A 14652-nucleotide genomic window follows, 5' to 3' on the forward strand; every position below is an offset into this window, starting at 1 on the left:
ATGGCTGGCCAGGATTAGGCATGATTTACGATTTCCCCCTCAATGAAAAAAGCCGGACCTATCTTCGTCTGGAGTCCCTGTTTTCCCAGATCCGCGACAATCTGGAGAGTGACCAGTCCTGGGCACACATCGCCTTCTTCAAGGGGCTGTTCGATCTGCAGGAGCTGCTGGAACGTGGCGATCTGCGTGCCGATCTCATCAAGGATCTGGAACGTCTAGGCCAGCGTCTGAGCCACTGGGCCAGCCTGCCAGATGTCGACCTGGAGCAGATCAAGCAGATGCAGCAGGAGAGCACCCAACTCTCTCGCAACCTGCTCAGTGCCCCGCGTCCCGGTGCCAGATTGAAAGAAGATCGGCTGCTCGGCTCCATCCGCCAGCGCTTCTCCATCCCTGGCGGTCTGTGCGCATTCGATGTGCCGCAGCTGCACCACTGGCTCGGTACCCCGGCTGTCGCTCGCCATCAGCAGATGCAGCTGTGGCTCAGCGACATCAACCTGCTGATGAATGCCATCTCCCTGCTGCTGCGGCTGTGGCGCGAGTCCGGCAATTTCAGCGATCAGATCGCCACCAACGGTTTCTTCCAGGATACCGCCGAGAGTGCCGAGCTGATCCGGATCCGCCTGCCAGGCGCCCAGCAGTGCTATCCGACGCTGAGCGGCCACAAGAACCGTTTCGCCCTGCGCTTCCTGCCAACCACGGAGCAGCAGATTGGCGATGTCCCCTTCCAGCTCGCCTGCTGCTAAGGAGCAAGAATGGTCACCAAGATAAAATGCCCGACCTGTAAAACCGAGCTGGAGTGGGGCCCCCAGAGCCCGTTCCGGCCCTTCTGTTGCAAACGCTGCCAGCTGATCGATCTGGGCGAGTGGGCCAACGAGGAGAAACGCATCCCGGGCCCCATCAATCCGGATCTGCTGCCTTACCCGGAAGAGGGTGAGCAGTGGCAATGAGCCGCGCACAAAAAAGGGCCTGCAAGGCCCTTTTTTAATCGTCGTCATATCCGCGCGACTCAGCTACACCGCATCAGGTGGTCAGAGAGGCTTGCAGCCGCGCCACGATAGGACCGTTGGCATCCGGGAACCGGTATTCATGCAGCGACACCAGCGGCACCCACAGACACTCCTGCCCCTCCTTGCCGAACGGCTCGCCGCTGAAACGGGTCACCTTCCAGATATCCAGCAACACCTGCTTCTCCGGGTAGTCGTGGTGCAGCTCCATGAAGGGGGCACAATCCAGCACCCGGATGCCAATCTCTTCCCACAGCTCCCTGTCCAGCGCGGTGAGCAGGTCTTCCCCCGCCTCCACCTTGCCACCCGGAAACTCCCAGCGATCGCCCTGATGGCGGTCTGAAGAGCGCTTGGCGATGAAGATGTCGCCCCGTTCATTCTCGATGACGCCAACCGCCACCCAGAGCCGTTTTTTCTGTTCCATCTCTATTACCTCTGTCACTTGCTGCCACGGTATTCATCGCCACTAATAACAAAGCGGGCACTGGGCCCGCCTTGTGATGGCATCGGATCGATCAGGTCAACTGACCGTGGCAGTGCTTGTATTTCTTGCCGGAGCCGCAGGGGCAGGGATCGTTGCGCCCGACCTTCTGCTCGTCCCGCACGAAGGTGGTGTGACCCTCTTCGGCAGCGGCCTCTTCATCGGCCAGCTGGCTCTCTGCGGCGGCATGGGTATAAGTGTGGGGAGCGGCTTCAGCCTGTTGACGCTGCTGTTCTTCCAGCGCCTCCACGTCACGACCCTGCACCTGTACCCGGCTCAGTATGCTGACCACGTCGCGCTTGAGGGTTTCCAGCATCTGGGTGAACAGATCGAAGGATTCGCGCTTGTACTCCTGCTTGGGGTTCTTCTGGGCGTAACCGCGCAGATGGATGCCCTGACGCAGGTGATCCATGGCCGCCAGATGCTCCTTCCACAAGCCATCCAGGGTTTGCAGCATCACGGCTTTCTCGAAGTTGCGCAGCACATCGATACCGACCATCTCCTGCTTGTGGGCATAGAGCTTGGTGGCCTCTTCCAGAATGCGCTCGCGCAGCTTCTCTTCATACAACTTGTCATCTTCCGCCAGCCACTGCTGCAGCGGCAGATCCAGTGCGAAGTCAGCCTTCAGGCGCGCTTCCAGACCGGGCACATCCCACATCTCTTCCAGAGACTGGGGCGGAATGTACTCGTCGATCACGGCGCCGTAGACGTCGTCACGGATGACGTGAATGGTGTCGGAGATATCGTTGGTGTCCAGCAGCTCGTTGCGCTGCTCATAGACCACCTTGCGCTGGTCATTGGCCACGTCATCAAACTCGAGCAGGCTCTTGCGGATGTCGAAGTTGCGACCCTCCACCTTGCGCTGGGCGTTTTCGATGGCCTTGGTTACCCAGGGGTGCTCGATGGCTTCGCCCTCTTCCATGCCCAGCTTCTTCATCATGCCGGTCACGCGATCGGAGGCGAAGATCCGCATCAGGGTATCTTCCATGGAGAGATAGAAGCGGGAGGAACCCGGGTCACCCTGACGACCGGAACGGCCGCGCAGCTGGTTGTCGATGCGACGGGATTCGTGGCGCTCGGTACCTATGATGTGCAAGCCACCGGCAGCCAGCACGGCATCGTGGCGGATCTGCCAGGCGGCCTTGATTTCGCTGATCTGCTCGTCGCTCGGATTCTCCAGCTGGGCAATCTCCGCCTGCCAGTTGCCACCCAGCACTATGTCGGTACCACGACCGGCCATGTTGGTGGCAATGGTGACTGCGCCGAGTTGACCCGCCTGAGCGACTATCTCAGCTTCCATGGCGTGGAACTTGGCGTTCAGCACCTTGTGCGGGATCTCTTCCTTGGTCAGGATGCCGGAGAGCAGCTCCGAGTTCTCGATGGAGACGGTACCGACCAGTACCGGCTGGCCCTTGGCCACGCACTGACGGATATCTTCGATGATGGCGGCGTATTTCTCATTGGCGGTCAGATAGACCAGATCGCCCATGTCTTTGCGCACCATCGGCTTGTTGGTCGGGATAACGACTGTATCCAGGCCATAAATCTGCTGGAATTCAAAGGCTTCGGTATCCGCAGTACCCGTCATGCCCGCCAGTTTGTCATAGAGACGGAAGTAGTTCTGGAAGGTGATGGAGGCCAGAGTCTGGTTTTCGTTCTGGATCTTGACCCCTTCCTTCGCCTCGACGGCCTGGTGCAGACCATCGGACCAGCGACGGCCCGGCATGGTGCGGCCCGTGTGTTCGTCGACGATGACGATCTCGTCTTTTTGCACTATGTAGTCGACGTTGCGCTCAAACAGGGTGTGGGCGCGCAGACCGGCGTTGACGTGGTGCAGCAGGCTGATGTTGGTGGCGGAGAACAGGGAGTCCTCTTCTGCCAGCAGCCCCTCTCGCTTGAGCAGCTCTTCCACGAAGATCTGGCCGTTTTCGGTCAACAGGGCCTGACGGTTCTTCTCGTCGACCGTGTAGTGGCCTTCACCCGTGTACTCCTCTGTGTCTTCCTTGTCCTGCTTGATCAGCTCGGGGATCAGCTTGTTGACCTGGATATAGAGGGCTGAGCTGTCTTCGGCCGGACCGGAGATGATGAGCGGGGTACGGGCTTCATCGATGAGCACGGAATCCACCTCATCCACCAGCGCGTAGTTGAGCGGACGCTGCACGCGCTGTTCCGGCGAAAACGCCATGTTGTCGCGCAGGTAATCGAAACCGAATTCGTTGTTGGTACCGTAGGTGATGTCGGCGGCGTAGGCGTCACGCTTCTGGGACGCATCCATGCCGGGCACGTTGCAGTCGACCGTCATACCGAGGAAGGTGAACAGGGGGCGGTTCGCCTCGGCATCACGCTTGGCCAGATAGTCGTTCACTGTCACCACGTGCACACCGCGACCGCTCAGGGCATTCAGGTAGGCCGGCAGGGTCGCGGTGAGGGTCTTACCTTCACCAGTCTTCATCTCGGCGATGCGGTTGGAGTTCAGCACCATGCCACCGATCAGCTGCACGTCGAAGTGACGCATGCCAAACACCCGGCGGGAGGCTTCACGCACGGTGGCGAATGCTTCCGGCAGCAACTGCTCCAGCGTCTCACCCTGCTCCAGACGCTGACGATATTCAGCTGTCTTGGCCTGCAACTCCTGATCGGACAGGGCCTCGAACTGAGGCTCCATCGCATTGATCTGTTTTACAATTTTGCGCAAAGCCTTGAGCGTTCTGTCGTTCCGGCTGCCGATAATTTTGGTGAGCAGTGTGCTAATCATGGGTACCAACTATTTCTGGTTATATAAGTGTTCCGTCACTGGAACCTGGAGAAAAAAACCTAACCCCGTCTGGCGTTAAGAAAGCGTGCGGGGTTGACCTGACGACCGTCTTTCAACACTTCGTAATGCAAATGGACCCCGGTCGCGCGACCGGTGCGTCCCATCAAGGCAATCTTCTGGCCCTCATCGACCAGGGTGCCCACTTCGACCAGCAACTTGGAGTTGTGGGCATAGCGGGTCACCAAACCATTGCCATGGTTGATCTCCACCATGTTGCCAAATTCCGGATGACGGCCCGCCCAGCTGACGATGCCCGGGCCTGTGGCCAGGATGGGAGTGCCGGGCTTGCCACGGAAATCCACCCCTTTATGCATCTTGGCGCGACCGTTGAACGGATCGACCCGACCACCGAAGCCAGATGAGACCCAAACTCGCTCCTGCTTGACCGGCGAACCGGAAATAAAACCGGCATCGGTTATATGGTGATTCATGATGAAAGATTCAAGTACCGACAGCTGCTCTTCACGACTGCTGAGCTGCTGGCTGAGATGCTTCATGGAATCCTGCAGCTCGTTGAGGCTGACTTCCAGATCCGCATCATAGGAAGGGCCGCCCATGGGGGGCAACTCCTTGAAATTGAACTCCTCGGGATCGAGGTCTGCCTTCTCGGTCAGCCGCTCGCCGAGCGCATTGAGACGACCCAGCTGCCCCTGCATGGTGCCCACCTGGGCAGCCAGCATGGCAAGCTGTTCGCGGGCTTCATCGGCCCCTTGCGTGGATTTTTGCTGTTCGGCCATGGCCAGCGCGACTTCCAGCGCCTCCATTTTCTGGTGCCAGCTCTGCCAGAGCCAACCACCACCCAGGGCCAATACAGTGAAGAGGATACCGCCGACCCAGGCCAGACGTTGTTTGGGTAAGTGCAACTTGCGTCGCTGCTTGCCGTTGAGGATCAGGGTAATGCTCATAGAAATCAGTCTGCTCGGTCAGGTGAGGCCAGGAGCCAACACGGGGAATAAAACCGGGAGATAATCGGTATTAAAGGATGGAGTAAACAAATGACGGAACGTCGGTGCGGAGAGAGGACCGACGTTCCGTTGCACAGCTATCAGGCCAGAACCAGACCGTTATCGTAGTAAGCGATGGGCGCTTTGTCGCCCTCACCCTCGAAGGTCACCAGTTCCCAGGCCTCCTGCTTGGCCAGCAAGGCACGCAGCAGCTTGTTGTTCAGGGCATGACCCGTCTTGTAGGCACGGAATTCGCCAATGATGCTGCGGTTACACATGTACAGGTCACCAATCGCATCCAACATCTTGTGTTTGACGAATTCGTCTTCATAACGCAGACCATCTTCGTTCAGTACCCGATAGTCATCCAGCACCACGGCGTTTTCCAGGCTTCCGCCCAGCGCCAGGTTCTGGGAACGCAGGTACTCGATGTCACGCATGAAACCGAAAGTACGGGCACGACTGATCTCTTTCACGAAAGAAGCACCGGAGAAATCCAGCACGCAACGCTGATTGCGTCCTTCAAATACCGGATGCTGGAAGTCGATCTCGAGATCCATTTTGAAGCCATTGCGATAGGGGTGGAATTCCGCCCACTTGTCGCCGTCTTCAACCCGGATGCTCTGCTTGATCCGCACAAACTGCTTGGCCGCATTTTGCTCACGGATGCCGACTTCTTGCAGCAGGTAGATAAAGGGGTGCGCACTGCCGTCCATCACCGGGATCTCGGGCGCGTCAACCTCGACATAGAGGTTGTCGATCCCCATCCCGGCCAGCGCGGCAGAGAGGTGCTCAATGGTAGAGACACGGACACCGGCTTCGTTGACCAAAGCGGTACAAAGCACGGTATCACGCACCTGATCGGCATTGGCTGGCAGCGCTACCACAGGATCAAGATCGGTACGCAAGTAAACGATCCCTGTGTTAACAGGCGCCGGACGGAACGTCATTGTGACTTTCCGGCCCGAATGCAGGCCCACACCGGTGGCCTGGACACTCGTTTTCAAGGTTCTTTGTCTAATCATGGGCGTATCCGCTTAACAGCTCATATTCCGGACCAGATGGTCGTTGGCAGGCCATCTTAGCACATTCCTTAAGCAACAAACAAACTAGTGCCATTAGAGGCTTAGTCAGCTTGCTTGCGCAGGAACGCAGGAATATCGAGGTAATCCGGTTCGCGACGAGCTTGCGGCTCGGCGTTGACCACCTTGGCCGGAGCCTCTTCCATCACGCGAGACTGCAGGGCTTCGCTGATCAGGGGCTGACGGGCCGGACGCTCTTGTACCATGTTGTTCTTGACCAGCGTGATGTCGGGCTTGCGCTCGGCACCGATACCGGTGGCAACCACGGTCACACGCAGTTCGTCGTGCATTTCCGGGTCGATTACGGTACCCACCACCACGGTGGCGTTCTCGGAGGCGAAGGCCTTGACCGCGTTACCCACGGTTTCGAACTCTTCGATGGTCATGTCCATGCCGGCGGTGATGTTGACCAGGATGCCACGGGCACCGGCCAGATCCACGTCTTCCAGCAGCGGGCTGGAGATGGCTTTCTCGGCCGCTTCTTCGGCACGGTCATCACCGGAGGCGGAACCTGTACCCATCATGGCGGTACCCATTTCACGCATCACGGTACGTACGTCCGCGAAGTCGACGTTGATCAAGCCCGGACGGGTGATCAGCTCGGCAATGCCCTGTACCGCACCCAGCAGCACATCGTTGGCCGCCTTGAAGGCGTCCAGCAGAGAGATGCCACGACCCAGCACCTTCAGCAACTTGTCGTTGGGGATGGTGATCAGGGAGTCGACGTTCTTGGACAGCTCTTCGATGCCGTGGGCGGCGAAGCCCATCCGCTTCTTCCCTTCGAAGGAGAACGGCTTGGTTACGACAGCAACTGTCAGTATGCCCATCTCGCGGGCCACTTCGGCCACGATAGGCGCAGCACCTGTACCCGTACCGCCACCCATGCCGGCGGCGATGAACACCATGTCGGAACCGGTCAGCAGCTCACGCAGCGCTTCCCTGTCTTCCATGGCCGCATCACGACCCACTTCCGGATTGGCTCCGGCACCCAGACCCTTGGTGATGCCACCGCCGATCTGCAGGGTTGTGTTGGCGCTGGAGTTACGCAGAGCCTGGGCGTCGGTGTTGACGGTAATGAACTCGACACCTTCGATGTTTTGACGAACCATGTGCTCGACCGCGTTACCGCCGCCGCCACCCACACCAATCACTTTAATGACGGCTTCGTCAGTGTGGCTATCCATAAATTCAAACATGTTGTCTCTCCGCTTTATTTGCCTGACTCAGCAAAATTCTTAGAACTCGCCACGCAGCCAGTTGCTAACCCGTTTGACCAGGCCACCGACGCTTGCCTTGGCGGCATATTCTTTGTTGCTACCAGTGGCTTGATGGGTGCGGCCATACTGCAGCAACCCGACCGCAGTCGAGTACACAGGCGCCTGCACGTAATCACTCAAACCACGTATGTTCATGGGCTCTCCTACCCGGACCTGGCTCTGGAATATCTGCTCTGCGCACTCCACAATGCCTTCGATCTGGGCAGCGCCGCCGGTCAAGACCACACCGGCAGCCAGCTGATGCTTGACCCCCTGCGCTTTCAATTCGCTTTGTACCCGCACCAGCTCATCATTCACCATGGAGAGCAACTCGGTGTAACGGGGCTCAATCACTTCGGCCAGTGTCTGCCGTTGCAGGCTACGCGCCGGACGACCGCCGACACTGGGTACTTCAATATTGTCTTCCTTGCTGACCAGACGGCCGAGGGCGCAGCCGTAGCGCACCTTGATCGCTTCTGCGTCCAGCGGCGGTGTGCCGAAGGCGTAGGCGATGTCGCTGGTCACAGTGCTGCCGGCGTACGGGATCACCTTGGTGTGGCGCAGGGCACCGCCGGTAAACAGCGACATGTCCATGGTACCGCCACCTATGTCCACCACGCAGACACCCAGCTCTTTCTCGTCTTCGGTCAGCACGGCATAGCTGGAAGCCAGCGCGGAGAAGATCAGCTGATCCACCCGCAGACCGACTTTCTCCACACATTTCTCAATGTTGCGGGCCATGTCGTTGTGGCAGGTGATCAGGTGCACCTTGGCGGCCATCCGGACCCCGGACAGACCGACCGGGTTCTTGATCCCTTCCTGATAGTCGATGGCGAACTCCTGGGGCAGCACATGCAGCACCCGCAGCTCATCGGACAAGCGCACCGATTTGGCGGTGTGGATGACGTTGTCCACGTCCTCCTGGGTCACCTCCTCATCGGAGATGGGCACCATGCCGGTTTCGTTGCGGCAATCGATGTGCTTGCCGGACAGCCCCAGATACACGGAACTGATCTGGCAGTCGGCCATCATCTCGGCCTCTTCCACCGCACGACGCAGGGACTTGACCACGGAATCGAGATCGTTGACCCCGCCCTTATCCATGCCACGAGAGGCGTGACTGCCCATGCCGATGACATTGAGCTCACCGTCTGGCAGCACTTCGCCAACCAGAACCGCCACCTTGGTTGTGCCGATATCCAGTCCGACAATCAGATTTCTATCTGCGGTTTTGGTCATTCACTTTCTCTTCGTTCTTCTTCCAGCCAACTGCCATTCCGGTGTCGTATCGAAGATCCACATAAGCAACCTGCTCACGGGGTTCGATGATCGGAAAAGCATCGATAAACCGCTGCAGTCGAAGCGCTATATCCGAGCGCCCCAAAAACAGCTGAATGTTGCCATCCAGGGTCAGTTCCCAGGCATGGCGGGGAGTCAGATTCACTCCCAGCAGCTTGTATCCCTTGGCCGCCAGCTGCGCCTCGTACTGACGGCTGGCTTCCAGTACCTTGACGGCCTGATCTTCAGGCCCGGATAGCTGCATCAGGGGGGTCTTCACCCTATCCGGCGCACTGAACACCTCACCCTTGGTGTTGACGAAGCGGTTGCCATTCCAGCGTGCCGCTACCGCCTGCTCGGTGAGATAGACCTTGATCTTGTTGGGCCACTTCTTGCGTACAGAGACCTGGGCCACCCAAGGCAAGGCGTTCAATCGCGCCTGCAATTCGTTTACATCCAGCTCGAAGAAGTTACGCAGCTCGGCACCATCCAGCACGGCGTTACGCAACTCGTCGGTCTGCAAATACTGGTGTTGCCCCTGCAGCAACAGCTCGCTCATGGGCAACCGATTGGCATCCGTCAGCCAACCTTTAACATCCAGCGCTGTCTGGTAGAAGCCCCACATGACCAGGATGAAAAATCCCACCCCTGCAATGAAGCCACCCTTGGTGCGCCCTTGTGCCCTTGCCTCCACCCGATCTTTCCCCGTTTAACGCGCCATGCCGGCCCTTTGCAGACCGGTCCGCCATTATATAGGCCCCGGCTTGGCGGTCAAAATACTCATTGGGCCCTCAGGCGCCGGATTTCATGCTCTCTATGCTCAATTTCATCTCGCCGAGACGGCGTGCCAGTGCGCCTACGTTGCCCGCGCCCTGGGTCAGCACCAGATCCCCCTCGCCGACCAGTCCTGCCAGCACGGCGGGTACGTCGTCCGGGGTAGCGACAAAGATGGGTTCCAGGTTGCCACGGGAGCGGATGGAGCGGCACAGGGCGCGGCCATCGGCCCCCGGAATGGGCTCTTCACCGGCGGCATAGACCTCCAGCATCACCAGCACATCCACCTTGGAGAGCACGTCCGCAAAATCTTCATAGAGATCGCGGGTACGGGTGTAGCGGTGCGGCTGGAATACCATGACCAGGCGCTTCTCGGGCCAGCCGGCACGAGCGGCGTTGATGGTCACCTTGACTTCGCTCGGGTGGTGACCGTAGTCGTCCACCAGCATGGCCTTGCCACGGCCGGTCTCGAATTCGCCATATTGCTGGAAGCGGCGACCCACGCCTTCAAACTTGGCCAGCGCACGGATGATGGCATCATCGCCGATCCCGTCTTCGGTAGCGACCGCAATCGCTGCGGCGGCATTGAGCGCATTGTGGATACCCGGCAGGTTCAGGGTCACTTCCAGCTCACCGGCGCCCGCGCGACGGACCCGGAAACGGCTGCGGTTGCTGGTCTGCACGAAGTCCAGCACCTGTACGTCGGCATCATCGCAGAGACCATAGGTGATGGTCGGACGGGCGATCTCGGGCAGCATGCCACGGATCACGGGATCATCCACACACACCACGGCCAGACCGTAGAAGGGCAGGTTGTGCAAAAAGTCGATGAAGGTGGCCTTCAGGCGGGAGAAGTCACCGCCGTAGGTGTCCATGTGATCCGCTTCGATGTTGGTCACGATGGAAACCATGGGCTGCAGATGCAGGAAGGAGGCGTCGCTCTCGTCCGCTTCGGCGATCAGATAGCGGCTGCTGCCCAGACGGGCATTGGTGCCGGCGCTGTTGAGCAGGCCGCCGATGACGAAGGTCGGATCACGATCGGCTTCGGCATAGATGCTCGCCACCAGGCTGGTGGTGGTGGTCTTGCCGTGGGTGCCGGCGATGGCGATGCCGTGACGGAAACGCATCAGCTCGGCCAGCATCTCGGCGCGGCGCACCACTGGGATACGCAGCTCGCGGGCGGCCAGCAGCTCGGGGTTGTCCTGCTTGATGGCGGTAGAGACCACCACCACGCTCGCCTCGCTCACATGCTCGGCGCTGTGGCCCACGAAGATATGAGCCCCCAGCGACGCCAGCCGCTCGGTCACCGCATTGCGGGCCAGATCCGAGCCGGTTACCTGATACCCTTCGTTGGCAAGCACCTCGGCGATCCCGCCCATACCGGCGCCACCTATGCCGATAAAGTGGATGCGACGCACGCGACGCATTTCGGGGATCACGGTACGCAGTTTTGCCAGTTCAACCTTGGTCATAGTTCTCTCTCAGTCTGCCCAGCGGCGAGTCGTTTACACTCATCGGCAACCCGCTCGGCGGCATCGGTAATAGCGACGCGACGGGCAGCTTGGGCCATGTTCAATAGGGTTTCCCTGCGGCCGGCAAGCCAGCTGAGGCGTGCGGCCAGCGAGGCCGTGGTCAGCTCGGATTGGGGCAGGAATTCAGCACCGCCGCCGTCAACCAGGGTCAGGGCATTGCGGGTCTGGTGATCATCCACCGCATGGGGCAGTGGCACAAAAATGGCGGCGACCCCGGCGGCAGCCACTTCGGAGACCGTCAGGGCCCCCGCGCGGCACACCACCAGATCGGCCCAGGCGTAGGCATCGGCCATGTCCTTGATAAATTCGCTCACCTCGGCCTCGACGCCCTGCCCGGCATACGCCTGCGCGACGGCATCACGGTTGCCCTTGCCGCACTGATGACGCACCGCAATGGGGACACCGGCAGCGGCAACGGCTGGCGGAACCTGTTCGTTGAGCACCCGGGCCCCCAGGCTGCCACCGACGATCAGCAGGTGCAGCGGCTCTGCGCTGCTGCGCAGTTGCGGATCCGGCAGGGCAACCACTTCGGGACGTACCGGATTGCCCACCACAGCGGTGCGACGACTCGGTGCAAACGCCCCCGGGAACGCCATCAGCACCCGCTTGGCGAGGCGCGCCAGCAGCTTGTTGGTCAGGCCGGCCGCCGCATTCTGCTCGTGCAACAGCAAGGGAATGCCGGACAGCCAGGCCGCCACGCCGCCCGGGCCGGAGGCAAAGCCCCCCATGCCGAGCACCACGTCGGGCCGTATGGTCTTGAGCACACGGCGCGCCTGCAGCACGGATTTGACGATGCGATAGGGGGCAGCCAGCAGACGCTTGATGCCATTGCCGCGCACCCCCTGTATGTCGATGAAGGAGATGGGATAACCGTGGGCAGGCACCAGCTCGGCCTCCATCCGGTCAGCGGTGCCGAGCCAGTGAATGGTCCAGCCCTGGGCCTTGAGGCGATCGGCCACGGCCAGGCCGGGGAACACATGGCCCCCGGTACCGCCCGCCATCACCAACAGAGTCTTGCTCACGAAACCTCCCGCACGCGCGCCTGGGCACTGGCCTGGCGCAACTCGAAATCGATACGAATCAACATGCTCACCGCCACCATCATGATGATGAGACTGGAACCACCGTAGCTGACCAGCGGCAGGGTCAGACCCTTGGTCGGCATCATGCCGCTGGCGGCACCGACGTTGACGAAGGTCTGGAAGCTGAACCAGATGCCGATGCCGATGGCCAGATAGCCTTCATACAAGCGCTCGGCCACCAGCGCCTGGTGCCCCAGCTTGAGTGCCTTGAACGCCAGCGCGAAGATGAGGAAGAGCGCGCCCAGCACGCCCACGTAGCCCAGCTCTTCGCCCAGGATCGCAAACACGAAGTCGGTGTGCGCCTCCGGCAGGTACTCCATCTTCTGGATCGAGTTGCCAAGCCCCTCGCCAAACCAGCTGCCACGACCGAACGCCATCAGTGACTGGGTCAGCTGATAGCCGCTGCCGAACGGATCGGCCCAGGGGTCGAGGAAGGAGGTCACCCGCCGCATCCGGTAAGGCTCGGCGATGATCAGGGTCACTACCGCGCTCACCCCCACCAGGATGAGGCCGATGAACTGCACCAGCCGCGCCCCCGCCAGGAACAGCATGCCCAGCGAGGTCACAAACATCACCACCACGGATCCCAGGTCGGGCTGGGCCAGCAGCAGTATGGCCACCACGAACAGCACGGCCATCGGCTTCATGAAGCCGATGAAGCGCTCGCGTACCTCGCTCTGACGGCGCACCAGGTAACCCGCCAGATAGACGAACAGGGCCAGCTTGCCGAACTCGGCCGGCTGCAGGTTGAAGGGGCCGAGCGGCAGCCAGCGGATGGAACCGTTGACGCTGCGGCCCACCAGCAGCACCAGCACCAGCATTATGATGGCGAGCACCAGCATGGGGCCGTTGTAGTGCTGCCAGCGGGCCATGGGCACCTGCAGCACGAACCAGGAGATGCCGAGCGCCATCACCAGGAAGAGGCCGTGGCGCTTCACGAACATGAAGGGATCGTTGTTGATGGCGATCCCCTCCGGGATCGAGGCCGAGGCCACGATCACCAGACCCACAGCCATCAAGGCCAGTGCCAGCACCACCAGTTGCCGATCGTAGAGGCCAGCCGGACGCGCCGGTAACAACCAGCGTTGCAGCACACCTGCGACGGCGCCAAGGGCGTTCATAAGGTCTGCACCAGCTCGGTGAAACGATCACCGCGCGCTTCGAAAGATTTGAACTGATCCAGGCTGGCGCAGGCCGGCGCCAGCAGCACCCAGTCACCAGGACGGGCATCGGCCGCCGCCTTGGCAACCGCAGCCTCGAGGGAGTCGACCCGCTCGGTCTGCTCGCCCAGCGCCAGCAGCACCTCGGCATCCTGACCGAAGCAGTACATGTGATCGATCTGGCTGCCGAGCAGCGCCTGCACAGGGCCAAAGTCCTGGCCCTTGCCCTGGCCACCGGCCAGCAACAGCAGACGGCCCTTCACAGATTCACGCACACCGGCCACGGCGGCCAGGGTGGCCCCCACGTTGGTGGCCTTAGAGTCGTTGATCCAGCGCACCCCGTTTACCTCCCGCACGAAGCGGGCGCGGTGGGGCAGGCCTTCGAAGCGGCGCAGCACGGCGAGTTGCGGCTCGCGGGGAATGCCCACCGCATCGCACAGTGCCATGGCCGCCAGCGCGTTGGCCTGATTGTGGGCACCGACAATCTTCATTTCGTCCACGGCGAGCAGTGGCTCCCCATGCAGGGTCAGCCAGTGGCGGCCCTCCAGCAGGCAGCGGCCATAGCCGTTGCAGTCGAGGCCGAAGCTCTGCCACACCTGACCCACATCGGGCAGGGTCTGGGCATCGTCGCGGTTGATCAGGATGTGCTGGGAATGCTGATGGATCTCCATCTTGGCAGCGCGGTAGTCGGCCATGCCCTGATAGCGATCCATATGATCTTCACTGAGGTTTAACACCACGGAGGCGGCGGCACGCAGGCTGTGGGTGGTCTCCAGCTGGAAGCTGGAGAGCTCCAGCACGCAGAGATCCATCGGCTGCTTGAGCAGCTCCAGCGCCGGGGTACCTATGTTGCCACCGACCCCGACCTTGAGGCCCGCCTCGGCAATCATCTCGCCAACCAGGGTGGTGACAGTGCTCTTGCCGTTGGAGCCGGTGATGGCGATGACAGGCACCTGGGTCTCGCGCACGAACAGCTCGATATCGCCGACTATGCTCACCCCGAACTCGGCGGCCGCTTGCAGTTCGGGCGTTGCCAGGGCAATGCCCGGGCTCGCCACTATCATGTGCGCCTGCTTGAGCAGATCGCCGTCCAGCCCCTGGATCAGTTCGACCTCGGCGGGCAGTTGCTCCTTGCCCGGCGGGTTGGCGCGGGTATCCATCACCAGAGGCGTGACGCCACGGCCGAGGAAGTAATCGACGCAGGAGAGTCCGGTTTTGCCGAGTCCTATGATGATGACCATGGC

Annotated in this window: 13 protein-coding genes; 2 read left to right on the top strand and 11 right to left on the bottom strand. The window is 60.8% G+C overall.

From position 1 onward, the window contains the following. Positions 1-20 precede the first annotated feature (20 nt). Positions 21-743: a cell division protein ZapD gene (gene zapD, locus IU367_RS19675; RefSeq protein ID WP_043139926.1), complete on the top strand. Its 723-nt coding sequence runs from the start codon at positions 21-23 to the stop codon at positions 741-743. A 9-nt stretch (positions 744-752) separates the two neighbouring features. Next, positions 753-947, top strand: a complete 195-nt coding sequence (gene yacG / locus IU367_RS19680) for a DNA gyrase inhibitor YacG (RefSeq protein ID WP_042039030.1) — start codon at positions 753-755, stop codon at positions 945-947. A gap of 73 nt (positions 948-1020) precedes the next feature. Here the strand turns inward: yacG and mutT are convergent, their stop codons facing one another. The 11 genes from mutT to murD form a co-directional block, all read right to left on the bottom strand. Then, positions 1021-1428, bottom strand: a complete 408-nt coding sequence (gene mutT, locus IU367_RS19685) for an 8-oxo-dGTP diphosphatase MutT (protein ID WP_241279560.1) — start codon at positions 1426-1428, stop codon at positions 1021-1023. Positions 1429-1519: 91 nt separating this feature from the next. Further along, a complete protein-coding gene (gene secA / locus IU367_RS19690) occupies positions 1520-4240 on the bottom strand; it encodes a preprotein translocase subunit SecA (RefSeq protein WP_043139934.1) in 2721 nt (906 codons plus the stop codon). 59 nt (positions 4241-4299) lie between these two features. Then, positions 4300-5205 (bottom strand): M23 family metallopeptidase, encoded by a 906-nt coding sequence (locus IU367_RS19695; protein ID WP_042868002.1) that lies wholly within the window; start codon positions 5203-5205, stop codon positions 4300-4302. Positions 5206-5345: 140 nt separating this feature from the next. Next, positions 5346-6269 (bottom strand): UDP-3-O-acyl-N-acetylglucosamine deacetylase, encoded by a 924-nt coding sequence (gene lpxC, locus IU367_RS19700; RefSeq protein ID WP_043139938.1) that lies wholly within the window; start codon positions 6267-6269, stop codon positions 5346-5348. A 101-nt stretch (positions 6270-6370) separates the two neighbouring features. Next, a complete protein-coding gene (ftsZ, locus tag IU367_RS19705; protein ID WP_005305686.1) occupies positions 6371-7522 on the bottom strand; it encodes a cell division protein FtsZ in 1152 nt (383 codons plus the stop codon). 39 nt (positions 7523-7561) lie between these two features. Beyond that, positions 7562-8821, bottom strand: a complete 1260-nt coding sequence (gene ftsA, locus IU367_RS19710) for a cell division protein FtsA (protein WP_042867998.1) — start codon at positions 8819-8821, stop codon at positions 7562-7564. Then, the gene (locus tag IU367_RS19715; RefSeq protein ID WP_043139940.1) at positions 8802-9554 is read right to left on the bottom strand and encodes a cell division protein FtsQ/DivIB; all 753 of its coding nucleotides are present in this window, start codon (positions 9552-9554) and stop codon (positions 8802-8804) included. Before IU367_RS19715 ends, ftsA begins: the two co-directional genes overlap by 20 nt. A 97-nt stretch (positions 9555-9651) precedes the next feature. After that, positions 9652-11106 (bottom strand): UDP-N-acetylmuramate--L-alanine ligase, encoded by a 1455-nt coding sequence (gene murC, locus IU367_RS19720; RefSeq protein WP_042867995.1) that lies wholly within the window; start codon positions 11104-11106, stop codon positions 9652-9654. Continuing rightward, complete coding sequence (gene murG / locus IU367_RS19725; RefSeq protein ID WP_274452888.1) at positions 11103-12188, bottom strand: undecaprenyldiphospho-muramoylpentapeptide beta-N-acetylglucosaminyltransferase; 1086 nt, start codon at positions 12186-12188, stop codon at positions 11103-11105. The genes murC and murG overlap by 4 nt, the downstream gene beginning before the upstream one ends. Beyond that, complete coding sequence (gene ftsW, locus IU367_RS19730) at positions 12185-13369, bottom strand: cell division protein FtsW (protein ID WP_098981864.1); 1185 nt, start codon at positions 13367-13369, stop codon at positions 12185-12187. The genes murG and ftsW overlap by 4 nt, the downstream gene beginning before the upstream one ends. After that, positions 13366-14649 (bottom strand): UDP-N-acetylmuramoyl-L-alanine--D-glutamate ligase, encoded by a 1284-nt coding sequence (gene murD / locus IU367_RS19735; RefSeq protein WP_274452889.1) that lies wholly within the window; start codon positions 14647-14649, stop codon positions 13366-13368. The genes ftsW and murD overlap by 4 nt, the downstream gene beginning before the upstream one ends. Positions 14650-14652: the final 3 nt, after the last annotated feature.

Source organism: Aeromonas bestiarum (assembly GCF_028751155.1).
Taxonomy (GTDB): Bacteria; Pseudomonadota; Gammaproteobacteria; order Enterobacterales; family Aeromonadaceae; genus Aeromonas; species Aeromonas bestiarum.

Coding starts and splice junctions, on each gene's coding strand:
- yacG (WP_042039030.1), top strand. CDS start 753: ATGGTCACCAAGATAAAATGCCCGACCTGTAAAACCGAGCTGGAGTGG.
- murD (WP_274452889.1), bottom strand. CDS start 14,649: ATGGTCATCATCATAGGACTCGGCAAAACCGGACTCTCCTGCGTCGAT.
- ftsZ (WP_005305686.1), bottom strand. CDS start 7,522: ATGTTTGAATTTATGGATAGCCACACTGACGAAGCCGTCATTAAAGTG.
- ftsW (WP_098981864.1), bottom strand. CDS start 13,369: ATGAACGCCCTTGGCGCCGTCGCAGGTGTGCTGCAACGCTGGTTGTTA.
- zapD (WP_043139926.1), top strand. CDS start 21: ATGATTTACGATTTCCCCCTCAATGAAAAAAGCCGGACCTATCTTCGT.
- lpxC (WP_043139938.1), bottom strand. CDS start 6,269: ATGATTAGACAAAGAACCTTGAAAACGAGTGTCCAGGCCACCGGTGTG.
- ftsA (WP_042867998.1), bottom strand. CDS start 8,821: ATGACCAAAACCGCAGATAGAAATCTGATTGTCGGACTGGATATCGGC.
- IU367_RS19695 (WP_042868002.1), bottom strand. CDS start 5,205: ATGAGCATTACCCTGATCCTCAACGGCAAGCAGCGACGCAAGTTGCAC.
- secA (WP_043139934.1), bottom strand. CDS start 4,240: ATGATTAGCACACTGCTCACCAAAATTATCGGCAGCCGGAACGACAGA.
- mutT (WP_241279560.1), bottom strand. CDS start 1,428: ATGGAACAGAAAAAACGGCTCTGGGTGGCGGTTGGCGTCATCGAGAAT.
- murC (WP_042867995.1), bottom strand. CDS start 11,106: ATGACCAAGGTTGAACTGGCAAAACTGCGTACCGTGATCCCCGAAATG.